Source organism: Pseudomonas mucoides (assembly GCF_015461845.1).
GTDB classification, from domain to species: domain Bacteria; phylum Pseudomonadota; class Gammaproteobacteria; order Pseudomonadales; family Pseudomonadaceae; genus Aquipseudomonas; species Aquipseudomonas mucoides.
Genome location: NZ_JACOPW010000010.1, coordinates 147,530 through 163,592 on the forward strand (window position 1 = coordinate 147,530; position 16,063 = coordinate 163,592).

14 protein-coding genes are annotated in these 16,063 nt (G+C 53.5%); 10 read left to right on the forward strand and 4 right to left on the reverse strand.

The genetic code is table 11. The features are described 5' to 3' along the window. The first annotated feature begins 7 nt into the window (after positions 1–7). The 3 genes from H8F22_RS29385 (at position 8) to H8F22_RS29395 (ending at position 3,403) form a co-directional block, all read left to right on the forward strand. On the forward strand, positions 8–1,015 hold the full coding sequence (locus H8F22_RS29385; protein ID WP_194941013.1) for a hypothetical protein: 1,008 nt from the start codon (positions 8–10) through the stop codon (positions 1,013–1,015). Positions 1,016–1,098: 83 nt separating this feature from the next. Further along, positions 1,099–2,073, forward strand: a complete 975-nt coding sequence (locus tag H8F22_RS29390) for a lysozyme inhibitor LprI family protein (protein ID WP_194941014.1) — start codon at positions 1,099–1,101, stop codon at positions 2,071–2,073. 136 nt (positions 2,074–2,209) lie between these two features. Further along, on the forward strand, positions 2,210–3,403 hold the full coding sequence (locus H8F22_RS29395; protein ID WP_194941015.1) for a DUF4236 domain-containing protein: 1,194 nt from the start codon (positions 2,210–2,212) through the stop codon (positions 3,401–3,403). Between the two features lie 57 nt (positions 3,404–3,460). Here H8F22_RS29395 and H8F22_RS29400 read toward each other — a convergent pair whose 3' ends face one another. Together H8F22_RS29400 and H8F22_RS29405 are read right to left on the reverse strand one after the other, a co-directional pair. After that, positions 3,461–4,705 carry a VWA domain-containing protein gene (locus H8F22_RS29400; RefSeq protein ID WP_194941016.1) on the reverse strand — a complete coding sequence of 415 codons (1,245 nt, stop codon included), beginning with the start codon at positions 4,703–4,705 and terminating at the stop codon, positions 3,461–3,463. A gap of 328 nt (positions 4,706–5,033) precedes the next feature. Further along, the gene (locus H8F22_RS29405) at positions 5,034–6,287 is read right to left on the reverse strand and encodes a TerD family protein (RefSeq protein ID WP_194941017.1); all 1,254 of its coding nucleotides are present in this window, start codon (positions 6,285–6,287) and stop codon (positions 5,034–5,036) included. A gap of 417 nt (positions 6,288–6,704) precedes the next feature. Between H8F22_RS29405 and H8F22_RS29410 the strand changes: the two genes are divergently transcribed. The 6 genes from H8F22_RS29410 to H8F22_RS29435 all read left to right on the forward strand — a co-directional run bounded on the left by H8F22_RS29410 (position 6,705) and on the right by H8F22_RS29435 (position 13,129). Then, entirely contained in the window at positions 6,705–7,964 is a 1,260-nt protein-coding gene (locus tag H8F22_RS29410; RefSeq protein WP_169904190.1) for a hypothetical protein, read from the forward strand. Between the two features lie 22 nt (positions 7,965–7,986). Then, positions 7,987–8,844 (forward strand): SH3 domain-containing protein, encoded by an 858-nt coding sequence (locus H8F22_RS29415; protein WP_033896491.1) that lies wholly within the window; start codon positions 7,987–7,989, stop codon positions 8,842–8,844. Between the two features lie 9 nt (positions 8,845–8,853). Further along, positions 8,854–10,836, forward strand: coding sequence for a hypothetical protein (locus H8F22_RS29420; protein ID WP_194941018.1), 1,983 nt, complete (start codon positions 8,854–8,856; stop codon positions 10,834–10,836). Between the two features lie 11 nt (positions 10,837–10,847). Continuing rightward, positions 10,848–12,059: a hypothetical protein gene (locus H8F22_RS29425; protein WP_033896493.1), complete on the forward strand. Its 1,212-nt coding sequence runs from the start codon at positions 10,848–10,850 to the stop codon at positions 12,057–12,059. 84 nt (positions 12,060–12,143) lie between these two features. Beyond that, positions 12,144–12,620: a DUF2059 domain-containing protein gene (locus H8F22_RS29430; RefSeq protein ID WP_194941019.1), complete on the forward strand. Its 477-nt coding sequence runs from the start codon at positions 12,144–12,146 to the stop codon at positions 12,618–12,620. Positions 12,621–12,703: 83 nt separating this feature from the next. Continuing rightward, positions 12,704–13,129: a hypothetical protein gene (locus H8F22_RS29435; RefSeq protein ID WP_057710748.1), complete on the forward strand. Its 426-nt coding sequence runs from the start codon at positions 12,704–12,706 to the stop codon at positions 13,127–13,129. 128 nt (positions 13,130–13,257) lie between these two features. Here H8F22_RS29435 and H8F22_RS29440 read toward each other — a convergent pair whose 3' ends face one another. After that, the gene (locus H8F22_RS29440) at positions 13,258–13,800 is read right to left on the reverse strand and encodes a DUF1523 family protein (protein WP_078465791.1); all 543 of its coding nucleotides are present in this window, start codon (positions 13,798–13,800) and stop codon (positions 13,258–13,260) included. Positions 13,801–14,052: 252 nt separating this feature from the next. Next, on the reverse strand, positions 14,053–14,427 hold the full coding sequence (locus tag H8F22_RS29445; RefSeq protein WP_194941020.1) for a histone-like nucleoid-structuring protein, MvaT/MvaU family: 375 nt from the start codon (positions 14,425–14,427) through the stop codon (positions 14,053–14,055). Between the two features lie 1,222 nt (positions 14,428–15,649). Between H8F22_RS29445 and H8F22_RS29450 the strand changes: the two genes are divergently transcribed. Beyond that, on the forward strand, positions 15,650–16,021 hold the full coding sequence (locus H8F22_RS29450) for a hypothetical protein (RefSeq protein ID WP_153045949.1): 372 nt from the start codon (positions 15,650–15,652) through the stop codon (positions 16,019–16,021). Positions 16,022–16,063 lie beyond the last annotated feature (42 nt).

Here is a 16,063-nt window from a genome sequence, read left to right on the forward strand (position 1 = left end):
TATTTGGATGGGCATGTTTCGTGGGGTTGTAGCTGTAGGTGTTTTGGTGTCCATGTCAGGCTGCGGAGCCTACAACGACTTCAAGGCCAACAACGCAGTTCAAGAATACAGGCAGGCATGCCTTGGAAATTATACGAACGAGTGCGAAAGCAAACTGGTCGACACGAACATTGTCATGCTCGAGCTCGCGCGCAGTAATATTGACCGGGAAAAGGACTCGATCGTGCAGGTCGTTGGCAAGGATGGGTTTGAACGCTTCTCAAAAACCGCCAATGAGCTGATTGACCACCTGGTCGACCAACAAGAAAACAAACGTCCCGGTTTTTTTGCGCGATGGTTCCTGGGGGAAGCCCAACCGTTCGGCAATACCCGCAACCAACTTTTTGACATTTCAGACATGCAAGAACTGCGTGCTGCAGTGCTTCAAAAGATCAGCGCCGGTGTTCAAGCGAGCAAAGCATCTGCTAAGCCTAATGAACCAATGACGGAGACTGAGGCAATCTTGTTAGGCAAGGTACCTCAAGCACCGACTCAGGCTCAGGTCACCCCGACTGCCCGGCCGGCGGAACCAGCAGCTCAGGCCGTCGAACCGACTGTTCAGGCAAAGGCATTAGTGCCATCCGACCTTGCTGCATCTGCAGATCGGATGATCGCGAGTGAAATCGCCCAGGATGGCGGGGATGAATACAAGGAGGGCCGTCAGGTTATTTTTGCTGACCTGAATAACGACGGCATCAAGGATGCCGTGGTGCTTTACACGATCGAAGGTCAAGGTGGCGGTAATGGCTACTTCCAAACCCTTGCCGCGTTCATTGGCAACTCGGCAGGTTGGGACTTCCGTGGAAAAGCTGTAGTCGGCAATGGTGTCCAGGACATTCAGGTAGTTGATCCCCAAACCGTCAGACTGACGGTTCTCTCCGTCGGTCCGGATGATGCGGATTGCTGCCCGAGTGTTCAGAGCACCGAAAACTACAAGTGGGACGGCACGACATTTCTTCAAGCCCCAACGTCGTAAGTAAGAGCCAGGCTTCAGGCACCTAGTCGTGTGCATACGAGCGCGGTTAGGCAGGGCTCTGGCGAAACGCTGGAGCAAACAAAATGAAGGAAAAATCGAATATGTCGCGATTCAACATCGGCTCTGGCCTTTTCGTCATGTTGCTCACCCTGGTATCAGCCTACTCCAATGCCACCAGCTTTGATTGCACCAAAGCTGCAAGCTTTGCTGAGAAATCGATTTGCACAGATTCTGCACTCAGTCGTCTGGATGAGCAGATGAACTCCGAATATGTCCGCGCTTTAGACGTAGCGCCGAACAAGGCCCAGGTCCGTCAAGATCAACGAGACTGGTTGCGTCTGCGCGACAACTGCAAGACCGCCAGTTGCTTAACCGCTTCGATGACTGATCGGCTCAGTGTTCTATTACGCACCAAGGTGGATCAGCCATCTAAAGCGCCAACCTCCGTTGCCGCTACCCGGGTTGATCAATCTGAAACGAATGTGATTTCAAAGGCCGCTACTTCTCCGATGGTCCCCGCCGTGGTGAAGCCGGCAGCCCCGCGAAATGCCACGGATGATCATCAAGCGATCCTGAACTTGAAGATTGGCCTGTTCGTGATGGCAATGTTGCTGCTGGTCTGCATTTACCTGCACCGTCGGGGGACCATTACGATCTATCAGGACTACACCGACGCGCTTTGGACAACCTTGACTCCGATCTTGGGGATTGGTGCGTATTTCGTCGCGAGCGCCTGGCTCGAGGTACCACGCAACTACTCCATCATTGCTGCCTGTGTCCTTGGTGGTCTTATGTCATTGCAGGTGCTTATCCAAACGTACAGAAGCAACAGCATCTGGTTTTTTCTTTTATCCCTCTTCGCAAAGGTCATTCTGCTGACCTTCTACCTCCTGATGATGGCCCTCCTGCTGTGCGGCGGTGCGCGAACCAAAAGTGAGGCCCGGCGGCGGCGCGGCTGGGCAGTTCTTGCCACGACCGTATTCGTATTCCTCTCAGGCTGGATGTGCCGGAATCGGCAATTCAGTTCGATCGACGATTACATAGCCGGACGGGCATAAGTGACATATCGGAGGTCGCGCTATTGCCACATGCGCGACCACCGATGTAAATGGACGTCGGGCCAGTTTAAGGGGCCCGACCGAAGCCGGCATTTCAAACAACAAAGAATCCAGGAAGAAGGATCAAGGAGTAGTCATGGGATTTCGTTTCAGCAAGCGAATCACGATTGTGCCTGGCGTACGCCTTAACATCAGTGGAAAAGGGGTAAGTACTTCGATTGGGCCTCGTGGTCTGAGTATGACGATGGGCCGCAATGGCACCTATCTCAATGCGGGCTTACCCGGTACTGGTCTTTCATATCGTGAAAGGATCGACCGGCCCAGCAGATCGAGTAGCTCTCAACCAGGCCCTGCCGGAAGCGAATACTCTGGCCAGGTAAAGGTGAAAGTAAACGACGATGGCACGTTGTTGATTACGGATATGGATGACATCGAGTTGCCGGCTGCTGTCATCAAACGCGTCAAATCCGAGATGGCCGATTCCATTCAGGATTTGCTGACGAAAGCAGCTGATAAGGTCAATCAGGATCTCGAATCATGCCTAGGTGTGCACCTACTGACGCCTCGGCCGGGGGCCATGCCGGTAATCCCAGTTCCTTTCGCCATTGAAGAACCCACGAGGCCTACTCAGCAAACGCCAGGCTTAATGGATCGAATGCTACTGCGCAGCTCGAAGATTGAGCGTGAGGCCGAGTCGGCGGAAGAGCAGTATCGACAAGACCTCGCGAACTGGGAGGCAACGCGGGACGCCCATGAGTTTGAACGCACCGAAATCGAGAAAGCATTCCGGCTGGCGGCAAAGGGCTTCAGTGCTCAGATGGAACGTGCTCTGGACTATGTGTTGAGCGGCATTGCCTGGCCAAAAGAAACACAAGTGGCCTATGAGTTCTCGCAAGACGTTACCGGCGTCGCGCTCGATGTTGATTTACCTGATGAGGGAGATATCCCGCAGCGCAGCGCTGAAGCCAGAGGCAATGGCAAGCTGACCTTTAAGAATCGTTCGGACGCCCAGGTGCGTAGGGATTTTGTCGCCTTGTGCTATGGCTCTCTGTTTCGAGTTATAGGAGAGGTATTTGCTCTACTGCCGGCGATCCAGAAGATCTTGGTGTCTGGCTACATTCAGCGTAACAACCCTGCTACCGGTGCGGTGGATGACCACTATGTGCTCTCGGTCTTGGTAGGCCGGGATCAGTGGGATGCGATTGACTTTAATCGTCTGGAGACGATCGATCCTGCAGCGACCTTGAACGCGTGTGGCGCAGTGGTAAAGCTAGACCGCTCTGCGCGTTTTGTTGAGGTGACGCCGATGGATATGTCGGTCTTGAACTGAAGATAACCGCGGCGGCTAGAGCCGCCGCGGTGTGGGGCAGGGCAGAGCGGGAGTGGATTAGCGAATGATTCCTTCGCGCTTTGCTTCCAAGATCCACATCGGGAATTCCCGCATCAGCCGGTCGTACAATTGCTCTTCCGTCATGTCGTGCAGGTCATCCAGGGCAAAGAATCCGCAGTTGTCCACAACTCTCCCGGGCATGGTGTCCAGTTTCTCAAGAATGCCGTAATTCCGGCCTGCTAAACCTACGTATTGCCAGAAGATTCCCAGCTTCGCTGCATCCACCATTAGTTGCGTGATCTTGCGGTTTTCAGACACTCCACCGTCGCTAATGAAAACGACAAACATTGGGGTTTTGTCTTTAGACGCTTCGAAGGACTCGATCACTTTTTGGATCGCTCTCGGCTCATCGTTGTAGCGTCGACCCACGTCCCACTTGGTCCAGCCATTGTTGTCGGCCGCGACAAAGTTCTGGTAGTTGTTCAGTGTCACAGGTGAGAGTCGCAACGGCCGTTCGGCAAATGTCCAACACTCAAGTTCGGCGTCTGTATCCATTGCGACGGCGATGGGCACAAGTCGATTGAGTACTTCCTGCACCCGGCCGGTTTTGTATTGATTTCTCATCGAGTCGGTGACGTCGAGCACAAGCAAAACGCGAGCTTTCATTCCAACCAGGCAGGCTTTCTCGAGGCTAACCTGTGCCTTCTTGGCCAGACTGACCAGTTCCGGCGCGACAGCAGCTACACGCTTCTCCAGAGAGATTGTGGAGGGAGATGGGGCCGGTGCAGCCTCTCCAGCAACTTCGCCGCCAAAATGCCTCACGAGAGCGTCCAAGCCCTCGGCAAACCCCTGAAGGTTTGAGGCCAACCGCCACTCCCCATTCTTACGGTAAAGCTCAACGATCATTACCGCTTTCTCGGTTGTGAATGTGAGCCCTGAGAATGCGCAGGTCGCTCCTATCTCACCAGCTGGGCTGATTACTTTGAAGTTGCCATTCTGGATGTCATTCATCGCCCCGGGACCGTCGATGGAGGCTGTAAAGACCAAGCGATCGATAGAGGCGGGCAGGGTGGCTAGATTAATTTCAAACTGGCCACCGGTGGCGAGAACCAAACTGCGGCAAGGCGTGAAAGGCTGATTGAAGAAGACCATGTAGCGATCATCAGAAAGCTTGCCATGTTCGTCGACACCGAAACAGACGAAGTCGATTGCGCTGGGGCTTTCGATGTTGACCGAGAGAGTGAGTGAGAGACCGGGAAGAATATTTGCCAGAGGCATACGCTGGCCTTGGGTGATCTGCATGCATGGTTCCTTGTGACGATTAGAGCGCCTGATTATGAAACGGCCAAGGTGATACAGCCGTTTCACAAGAGTGGCTGGTATATCCGTAGGCTTAAACTTAACGGCGCTCGACGTTTCTGCAAGTCTTATACGGCCAATGAGGTCGCAGCGGGAAATTCCTATGGGAAGAACTGTTCATTCTCTCGAGGACACGGGGCAATTCATCATGGGTTGACGAGGCCGATGATGCTTGCATACAACCAAAATAGAAATCCAGCGGCGGCCGTGTGCCGTCGCGGGTGTACTTGTCAAGCATGAATCTGCTGAAAGCGCCTGCTAGCACGAAAGCTTAGACATACTGTTTTTTGCCGCTCCTTTCGATTGGGTGGCCTTTAAATACGTGTGGGCCGTCCATGGTCAGCTCAATTTTGTCTCCCTTTCGAGTCAGCCACGGGGTGGCTTCGCTGCCGGCTTTGGAGGTAACTCCGGACGGGCGAAGCAGGACAAAGTCCTGGGAAATTTCGATCTGCCCGATCACATAGGTATACACCATTGAGCTAAAAAAACCGGACTTGAACTCGAATTCGCATTCCACGACTTGGTCGCCATACTCCATCCGCATCTTAGGTTTCAGCGATGCCACCGAAATCGCACCGTTATCTACTGCTGAATAAACGCTGCAGACCAGCGCTACCTTGCCGCCCATGAGCTGCGAGATTGCTGGGTTAATTTCGACGGTTTCAATACCAGGAGCGGAGGCGCTGGCGCTGATCACGTCGCCGGTATGGAAAACGAAGGGATCGACGTCAAAAGCCCCACGCTTATCAGGTGCCTGGATGATGGACATTCGCCCATCGGGACGAAGGATGCCGATTCGCAGATCGAGGTCGTCGTTGTCAGATCCGTCGCCGTTATCAACCCACGTAGCGCTGACGCGAATTACCTTTGGAGCTGACGGCCCTTTTTCGAGTGACACCTTGTGGCTGCTGCCAGGCTTGTCCAGTTTTACTACGGTCTTAGCGATGTTGACGGGCTTCGGAGGCGGTGCAGGTGTTACCGCCTGCCCGGAGGATGCATTGTCTTCAACTTCGATGCCATAAAACCCGCAAAGTCCGGCAAGACCTGAGGCGAAACCTTGCCATACAGAGCGCGCTTTGAGCTGGCCGTTCCGGACGTACAACTCAAGCACGATGATGCCCGTCTCTTGTGAGAAGGGCTCAGGGGCCAGTTCCAGGGTTTGGTCCCCGGCAATGACGATAGCGCGTAGGTCTTTGACTGCTTCGAAGCCGCCGGCGCTGCCGTCTTGCGTCAAAGTAATAGCGATCTTCGTTATGTTGGCCGGCAGTCGAGACGAGTCGAAGCTGATGCTGTGACTCACCGTGTCGCCACGAGCGACCGGGGGCGCGAATGTCGCCGCGCCTGAAGAGTGCTCTGGTGCATTGAAGAAAACCATGCCGCTGTCATCCACTACCTTGCCAGTGTCGGTGACCAAAAACGCAGTAAGGTTTACGTCTAGGTTGTTACCTGCCGCATGGGTAACTTCCACCCGCCCTTGGGAGGAAAAGATCGTTGTGTTCTCGCCGGGTTTGAGTGACTGATTCAATTCATGCCGCCTATTCCATGGGTTTTCGTAACGCATTGTTCATGCGCTGCGCTTTTGTTGTTTGAGCGCGAAGGCCGGCCAATGGGGAAACATCCCTCATTGGTGCTGATCGCATTGATGCAGTTTAACGGCTTGGCCGCCGGCGACCGCCGCGACATCCATTCTCCATTTACACACCGTCTGAAACCCAAGTTTGGAACGTACGAGAGGGAATGTTGTGCGCGACATTGAAAGTCCTCTCAGTCCCGTTAAGTTCTGTTCGTAGGAAACAAAAACATCTGCCCGGCGTTCTGCACCGGAATTCGACACGGCATTTTGAGTGGTGCGGTCTCCTGCTAGATGGCAATATGCTACATCTATTTGCGCTCCCCTCATCATCCAGGGTCTGGCGTTTAATTTCTGACAAGGACCCGTTGGATGCTAATCGCACTTGTGGTTTTGAACGCCCTTTATTTGATCTGCAGTCTGCTGTTCAACGCCGAGCTGCTCAACATGGCTGGCGCTGATATCCCCCTCCGAAAACTCGAAGTCCTTGAGACCTATAGCCAGATCCTGGCGGCGACGAGTATGTGCTTGCTGGTATGGCGAATCTGTTATCGACGATACCAAGGCAAGGGGAGGGTGCTGTGGGTTTGGCTCGGAGCATCGACACTTGTCGTTACGCCGTTGACGTGGTGGTTTCAGGGTGCGGCACCGGATTGGATCGCAGAGCAGTTCCCCGGCTCGCTACGGGTCAGTAGCCTCTACGCATACGTCACCAAAAAGGGATTGCTCTATGACTCCCTGACTATTCCGCAGATCCCCTATAAGGCTTACAAGGATCAGGGAGAGGGGAAGGCTTTTATAGCAAACCTCGGCGTTCTGATGAGTGTTCAAGGCTCTTACGTCGAGCGCATCGACAGGAACTTCCAAGGCTTTTCAGCTGCTGTTTTTCGTGGCTACACCGTCCGTAATGGAGACGCGTTATACGAGCGCTTGCAAGAAACTGTCGTGCCCTCAATCAGTGACATCAGCAGGGCGTATGCACAGCTTGAAGGTTTTCGTGCGGGAGGCATCTCGGGGAGTGAGTGGCGACCGATCAAATGGCCGAATGCAGGGGAAGATCTGGGATACCAGCCGACCATTGACGAGTACGCCCGGTCAATCAATCCCGGTGTGCGGACACGAGATGCTCTGGCCAACACCACCGAGGTTCGCCACATGGCGAAGACCAAACTCGGTCCTCTCTATGTGAAGGGCATGAACCTTCTGGCTACGCGAGAGCAGTACCAGGCTTATCTGCCTGGCATTGCCGACAACATGGCCTATGACGTCGCTCACACCGACATCCACGGGGCTGAAGGTTTGAACGTCCTCAAGAATATGTGGTTTATCCCCTTCTCCCTTCTTAGTGGGTTGTTCTTCGGCGGCATCAGTCTTGTGGTCTTGATCATCTCGGGTGTTGAGGCGCTTCGAAGCCTCCCCGGGCGAATTCGCTTCGTTCGACCGGTCGCCGTGATTTCGATCGTTATGCTGCCTCTCGTTGTTGGCAACGCAATTGTCGATAGCCCCGGTTATAGAGATGCGTTCAGGAGCTTGGGCAAACAGCCAGTTGTGCTTGCCACCGTTTTCCATTGGGCCATGTCCTCAGAAGCAATGCTTTACAACATCACAAGGCCTCTGCTGAAAGCAGAGTGACCTACACAAAGGGAGAGTCACCGTGCGTAAAAAGTTTCTCGTTTCAGTACTGGCATTGGCCATCGCAGCATCAACCTCTGGCTGCGCTGAGTTGGGCATCAACAAGCAACAGGCTGGTACCGCAGTGGGTGTCGTCGCTGGCGCTGTCATCGGGCAGTTCATCGGGAAAGGCAACGGACGGATCGTGGCAACCCTGGTCGGCGGTGCACTGGGCGGTTACATCGGTAACAAAATCGGTGCAAAACTCGATGAGCAGGATCAACAGGCCCTGGCGCAACGCACGCAAGATGCTTTGAACGCCTCGCCGAGCGGGTCCAGTTTGCCTGTGTCCTGGACATCGGCGCATTCCGGCGCTTCGGCGGAGATCGTTCAGGGCCAAGAGTTCACCCAAACCAAAACGGTTGAAGTGAAACGTGCACCTAAGATCGTTGCCGTCCCTTCGATGAAACTCATTAACGAGCAGTACGTCACCAAAAGCAGTTCGAACGTCCGCGCCGCGCCTGAAAAAGGCGCAGACAAAGTGGGTGGTTTGAAACCCGGCACCGAGTTCACTGCCGTTGGTTCGACAGGCGACTGGATTCTTGTCGGCCGCAAGGGTGTCACTGTCGGCTACGTCCACAAAGATTTGGTTGAACCAAAATCAGTAGCCGTTGCGAAGAGTGTGAAGCCCGCGGCCAACCTGGACGAGATGAACGTCGCTGCCGACAAGGAAACAAAGGCCTTCGATCTGGATTCGATCCCGACGTTGCCAACTCAGCAGGTCGCTGCTGAAACGTCTTGCCGGCCGGTGACAGTGAGCCTCAAAGCGGCCGACGGAAACACTGAGCAGGAGAAGAACACCTTCTGCAAACAAGCCAACGGCACCTGGGAACTCATCTAAGGGATCTTCATGAAAAACCGCGCACTCGCTCTCGTTGTAGTGGGTGCTTGCGGCATCGCGCCGCAAGCCTGGGCTCACCAGCTCGCCTACTCGAAGACAGAACAGATCCAGGTGAACGTCGATGGTGAGGCGACCACCTGGTGCAAACCAGAAGTGGCCATCACCATGCAGCGTCCAACGTGGGATGACCAGAAGCCGCTGAACACGCTTCTATCGAAGCTCCCGTATATTCTCGGACAGGAATGCCCGACGGCCAAGGTCACCTGGAAAGCAGTCGACGCAAAGGGGGCGGTTTACGCCACCGGTGCGGGCAATGCGACCAATCTGGGCCTGGCCACGCTGACTTCACCGCCTGCCGCTCCGGCCGCTGCCGCGCCCGCTGTTTCGGTAGCCCCCGTGGCTTCTCCTCCTACGCCACCAGCAGCTGGGGCGGCTGCGTCTGTACTACCAGCCGCCGCTGCGCCTACTGAGCCTGCCGTCGCAGCGCCTGTGGCTGCTGCACCGGCCCCAGCGCCTGTAACGGCACCTGTGATACCACAACCAGCACCAGAGGCTTCACCCGCGCCAGTGCAACCGGTGCCGGTGGCTCAAGTACCTGTGACGGTTGCGCCCGTTGCCCCTGTTGCTCCTGTAGCTGCCGTGGCCACAGTACCTGTGGAGGCAGCTTCAGCCGCCGCCCCTAAGCCTGCCGCTCCAGCTGAAGCGCCGGCCGCTGTTGCCGCCGTTCCTACCGGTGACTTCGGCCGCTCATTGGTGCTGGCCAACCAGAACCTGATGGGGATTACCGACGGAAGCGGATGCAAATGGGTTATCAGTAAGTCGGTAACTGATGAGTCCGATCCAAGTCTGTCCTTTGCGTCGACACCCGCCATGCCTTGCTCTGCATCAGGCTATGCCGAGGGGTCCTTTGACAAATTGCGTTGGGCGGTACCGAACACCTATCGCGGTGATACCTGGTCAAAAACAACCGTGCACCCGAGCGGTCTGATGTTCAACCAGGCACTGGTCCCAGCGGTGAAAGGCAAGGCGCTTTCTTTCCTGAATAGCCGGGCAGACCAAGCACTCTTTCAGGTGGGTGAACTGCCTGCGCGTAACATGAAGGTGTATTTGGCCTTTGAGCGCCCCAACTACCGTGTCCTGTCGCCGTTCTCCAGTGATCCGTATTACGTAGTGATCACTGCAGATGAGGCATTTGCTCTTGATGCGGTTGAGTTGAAGCGCGCTGTGGTTGAGGTCTACCAATTGGTGAAGGCAACGTCGCCAACGACCGTCGGCCTGTCGAACCTCTTCTTCGCCAAGAACTTCGAAGCGCTTTACCCCGAGGGATACGCGTCGGAAACCAAAGACAACATTCTCAAAACGCGTATGGGCGAGAACCGTGGTGAGTTTTACTTCGATGCTCGCCAAGGCAATAACTTCGCCCTGCGTCGCGAGGAGATCCGCATGAGAGAAGTACGTCGCCTGCAGCAGCAAATGGCTGAGCTGCACACACGCGTCTTGGAGCGTTACGAACAACTCAAATCCGGGATGAAGGAATTCGAAGGTCGGGAGGCTGAAGCGCTGGCGCAGATGGCCGGTATCAAAGTCACCTTCCCATCGCCGATCGCAATGCAGGACCCGAGCTCTTCAAAGTCCGCTGTGCCGATGATGATTCACGTCACCGGAAAGAGCGGCGACTTCTACGAGGTCGACTTCCCACGTAAGGGGCGTGTACAGGCTGATGCTGAACTGGAGAGCCAGTGGTACGTGCTGCCGGCGGCAAACATGACACCCTTCCTGCCGCTCGAAGACGGTCGCGCCGTTCCTACGTATCGCGTGTATACCGCTGGCGCGGCTGAGGCCTGCAAGCAAGACCACTGTGCTGACAGAGTGTCATTTGGTGCCGTACTGGCCAAGGAATTTCCTAGCGCCGGGATCGACTTCAACTGGACGCCTGCAGTCTCTCAGCAGCACGTGATTGATTGGCAGCAAGCATCTGCTCAAATTCAGTAAGGCAACCGACTATGAAAACGATGAACAAGAAGCACATCCTCATCGCCGCTGCGGTCGCCGGTATTGCGATTCTTGCGGCTGGTGTGGGGTTATCGAGCTCCGGCAAGAAGCAAGCGCTGCGTCAGTACGATGAGATGAAGGAACAGTACTTCCTCGAGAACGTCCTGAGCGAGGGAGATATTTCCTATTCCTTCTGGTCGGGAAACGTCACCGTTGAAACACCAGAAATCCGCCTGGTTGCAGCAGAGACCAACGGCGCAGATAAATTCCTGAAAGGGATTATGGGGCTGCTCGGTGGAATGGACTCCGGGGCAAAAGAGTCTGCCCTGGTCGAATGGTCACGGTATCTGCTTTCGTCCAGTACTGGTGGCGGTCGTGCCGGTGGCGTTTACTTGAAGGCCGACGCCCTCAAGGTTAGCCGCGAAGGTGATAACAAGAAGGGCGAGATTCATGTCCAATTGTTGGGCATGGACATGAGTACTCCTTACCTGTCGCACAAAGGCACAGATGTGGTCCTGCCTTCGGAAGTAGCGGATGAGATCCAGCCGCGCGCGGAGATGGATCAGTACGGAGGCGTGGTCAAGTCGCCCTACTCGTGGGGTAGCAATATCGTCCAACGTCTGCCGTTCACTGGTGCATTTATCACCGGCGCTACAGGGGAGTTCGGCACCAAAGTTGACTTGGACTTCAAGCTCACGCGCTCCAGCGACGGCGAAGGCTCGGTCGAGTTTGTAGTGGTGCATCGTAATGACGGCAGCGAAGTTGGCCGGATTGTGCGCGAGGCTAAATTTGCGTCCATCCCAGAGCTTGACGATGTCCAGGCGCAACTCAAGAGCGCGCTAAGTGGCTTCATCATGGGGGCTTACAGTACGTCCATGGGCCAGGCCGTAATTGCGGAAGCCGCAGGTGACTTTGCTCGTAAGACCAAGGTGGCCAGCTACTCGCTGACCTACAAGGGCTTCGACCAGTTAAAGGAGTCGTTCGACGAATTCAAGGCCGCTACCAAGCGTGAGGAGTTCACCGGCTTTTGCAATGAAACAGGCCTATCAGGTTATCAGAGTGACTTTGGAGTCAAGGGCAAGGATCACAGCGATTCGGAGTGCGCGATCGCTCAAAAGCTGGCCACCGATGCCAAGTTTGAAGAGTCCTACATTTTCAAGGAAGACAAGTCGTTATTTTCCGGCCTGTTCGTGAGCAAAAGCTTCACGCTTGAGACGAACTGATCACCACATTTCCTAGAGCCTGGAGTGCGGTCCGCCGTACTCCACGGTCACCTAAAAAAATCTCAAGACAAAGGCAGGCATTTCATGACGAACGTTTCCAAATGGGCAATCACGGCGCTCTGCTCGGTGCTGCTGGCCGGTTGCGGTTCAAGCCAGGACAAAGCTGAAGAACTGGTCAAGTTGATGGGCATGGACGTCCAATACAAGATGGTAGTGCAAGTCGCCACGTCGGGTTATGCATCCAAATATCGCGAAGTCGCGCCAGAAAAAATCAAGGCCGTGATCGAGGACAACATTTCCCAGGACCTACTGAAAGACACCCTGGTCCAGGTCTACGCAGATCACTTTGATGCCGACGAACTCGAATTGATGATCGAGGCCAACAAACATCCGGATCAGGCGATGAAAATTATCATGGGCTCTAAGGACGGCATGAAGTTGGCAAAAAAATCCATGGACGTCCAGGTGGATCTGCAGCGTGATATGGCCAAGGCGTTCGAGGATCGCGATGAGGACATTGTCGACGAACTGGACGACCTCCGAAAGGATGCCCGCGGCTGACCTTCATTTGCTCCGAACCACGGTAATCGACGCGGCTGCTACGGACAGTTCGAGGTAGCGTTTGGCAATTCATGGAGGGTGGGATGAGGTTTATTTTGGTAATGCTGCTGGTGCTCAGCGGCTTCGCTCACGCCGGTTGCGGCAGCATCAACAACGACGATCAACGCGCCTACTGCTACGTCAAAGAGGGGAATGGGAGCTGTGCGAGCATTAAGGACGACGATCTGCGCGCTACCTGCTATGTGGAGGCCGGCAATGGCAGTTGTGCGAGTATCCGTGATGATGACAAACGCAAATACTGCTACGTGAAAGAGGGCAACGGAAGCTGTGCAAGCATCAACAATGACGACTTGCGTAACGCCTGCTACGTCGAAACAGGCAACGGGAGTTGCGCGAGTATCCGTGACGACGATCAGCGATACTTGTGCTACGCCAAGACTGGCAATGGCAGTTGCGGGAGCATCAAAAACGACGACTTGCGACGTCAGTGTGAAATGGTAAAGCGCTGACTGGCTTGCTTTTGCCAGGCCGGATAAAAGAATCTCACCTACAAAAAATGCCAGTCAGGTAACTGACTGGCATTTTTCATTCTGCGGCTAACGATCCTCCAAGCTGAAAAGGCGAGTGGTTCAACCGCTCAACCCAGTACTTCGCCCCTGGTCTTGCGCTTGAATCGCCGGCGCAGGAAAAACACCACAAACAAAATAAGCAGCGTGCCTACGGTGAGGAAAATCGTGTTGAACCAAGGAAACGGCTCTTCGCGACTGTTCGTGGCTTCGATGTCTGTGATGTTTGGGAACACGGACAAGATTTGAATGCGCCAGCCGTAATAACGAATGAGAGCCAGCTGCTGGGCATCTCGTGAGTAACCCTGGGCCTTTGCCTGAACATCGGCCGCGTCAAACTTGAAGTACCACGGAAAACTCCACCCGGTATCTTCATTGCGATAGACCATTACGTTTTTCGATGTTGGGTGTTCAGTGTTAATGAAATACACATCCCGGGTAGGGCCGTCCGCGGGGTTTTCAGCATTAATGACGCCGTCATCATCTACACGTTTTACCTCGACGCCGGTGATGGCCACCACATCGTATTGCGGTAAAACATAAAACAGACCCAGGGCAGCGCCGGTGACCACCAGCAAAAACGCGCCGAGAATCACTCCTTTAATCCACTTCATGCGTGTGCTCCGTTATAGATGATCGAATTCTGCCCTAAATCGACCTAGGGATTTACTTTTAACAGTGACTTTTGGAAAAAACATGGTTAACAAATGTGTTTGCTCTAGACCTTGTATCTCGAAGGTGGCGAGCCAGCCTAATTGATTTTGGCTCTGTTAGGAGCGCCCAATAGCGAAGAAAATCACTACGTGCCCTGACTGTCATAAAAACCAGGGATATCTCCCTGGCCTGTATGGGTGGCCGCGAGATTTTTAACGAACAGATACCCAGCCTTCGACTACATCACCACCCCACTCAGCTTTCCACTCTTTCAGAATTTTGTGGTTGCCACCCTTTGTTTCAACAACTTCGTCGGTGTGTGGATTCTTGTAGACTTTTATCTGGCGTGGCGCTCGCTGGACCTGTTTACCGGGCACCGCTTTGGCAACCTTGCTCGCGGAAGCCTGCGGATCAAGGATATTGATCACGTCGCGGAGATTTTTCGCGTAGGAAGCCAGTAGGTCTTTCAACTTGGATTCAAACTCGATCTCTTTTTGAAGCTTCGGGTCACCCTTGAGTGCTTCTCGACGGGCCTCCAATTCGAGGATATTTGCTTCAATGGTACGGTATTCGTTGATGAGGCTCATTTGGTGCTCCATATGATTACGATTGCGTTACTGGCAAGACTCGAGATCCAAATGCCGTAGTGGTCCAGCCTAGAGCTCTCTGAATCTGTTCTGCCTGAAGCGCCTTTGGTGAGAAAAGGAGGTGCTATTGCGAGGCGGAGATCAGAATTTAGGTTTCAGTCTCAGATACTAAGTCTACCAATCCGTGGATTCTTTCCCAACAGGTTTCAGTTAAAGCCACCTTGAACTGCGCTCCGGCTATCTGTGAAATCTCCTTTTGAAGCGTTAATACAGAACATGAGCGGTTCGAAGGCAAAAATAGAGATTTCAAAGGTGACTGTAACGGTCAGACTATTTTTTCAAAATGTCTGTTGGGAGTTGGATTGAAGGCGAAGTGCGGTCGTTAGGTCTTAGTGTAATACCAGATGTAATTTGTTTCCATGCGCTAGAAAAATGCACCACATCACGATGGAGCGCATTGATATGATGACGTAATTGCAAGCCTATACTCCTGGCCGTCGTGTTAAAAGTCGATGGTCAGCTAGGCACCGCTGCTTCAAATTGATTGTTCATGAGCGCACGGACAAGGCATCCGATGGGTTGGTAATTTGGGGCTGCATGCAGAACGTTGTCATCATCATTTGAGAAGTCAAGATTGAATCCGTAATTTGCTTTGGACTTGAAACCTGAGGTCGTCGCCGTTATATTAACGGTTGGAGTGGGTTGGTGAGCTCTATCTAAATCTTGAATTCATATATAGGTATAAATGATGCTCATTGAAGTGATACTTTTTTTAACGGTGTTGTGCCTAATCGTCATTCCTATTGCCGTGTACTTTGTAGCCAATTTCAGTATATGGTGGGTGATCGCCTTGTGTTTTATAGCGCTCTTTGCACTGGAGTGCCATGAACCCAAAAAGAAGAAAACGTGATGTATATGCTGGCTCCATTCCGTGGCTACATAATCTTTACAAATTTCTGTTGTGTAGTTCAGTACCTTATAGTCAAGTTGGCTCTGGCTTGAAACTGTCCAGCCAAGCACTAATCCACTATTTTTTTCAAGTGCGCTGGGAGTTAATTGCTGCTTGCAAGGAAACTACCGAGAAAAGGTAGCCCGCAGCCATAGTGGTGCGGTAAGCTGTGGATATGCTCGGACAAGGGTGAATACCGTCGAGAAACCCTCAAAATCAGGCCAGGGTATTAATTCTCAGCTTTTCACTTCAAGTTGAAAAAGGGAAATTTCGGTGGAAACTAGTACAAAATCTCCAGTCGGCACTCGTGTAGTTTTGTATTTGGCTATCTTGTTAGTATTGGGAGGCTGTATCTATAATGGGCTCAGGATCTACATAGATAGGCAAACATACTCGCGAAGTGTTGCAGAGCTTGCCTTGCAAGCGTCGGCGCCAGTAACGCAGCGGATTGTAACGCGTGATGAGCATACTGAATACGAGAGGTGTGAAAGAGGTTTCTGTTGGAGTGCGCCTGATGAAGAAAGCCTAAAACAAGTAATGGAAATACAAGTTGGTGGAAATGGTGGGCTTCCCATGGTAGATACTGCTGCTTTTGAACAAGCCCTCAAACAACTGCAGGCGGACTACAGATCAATAAACAATTGACTTGGCACGATTCTATCATGAAGTTCTGAATTCCGATTTTCG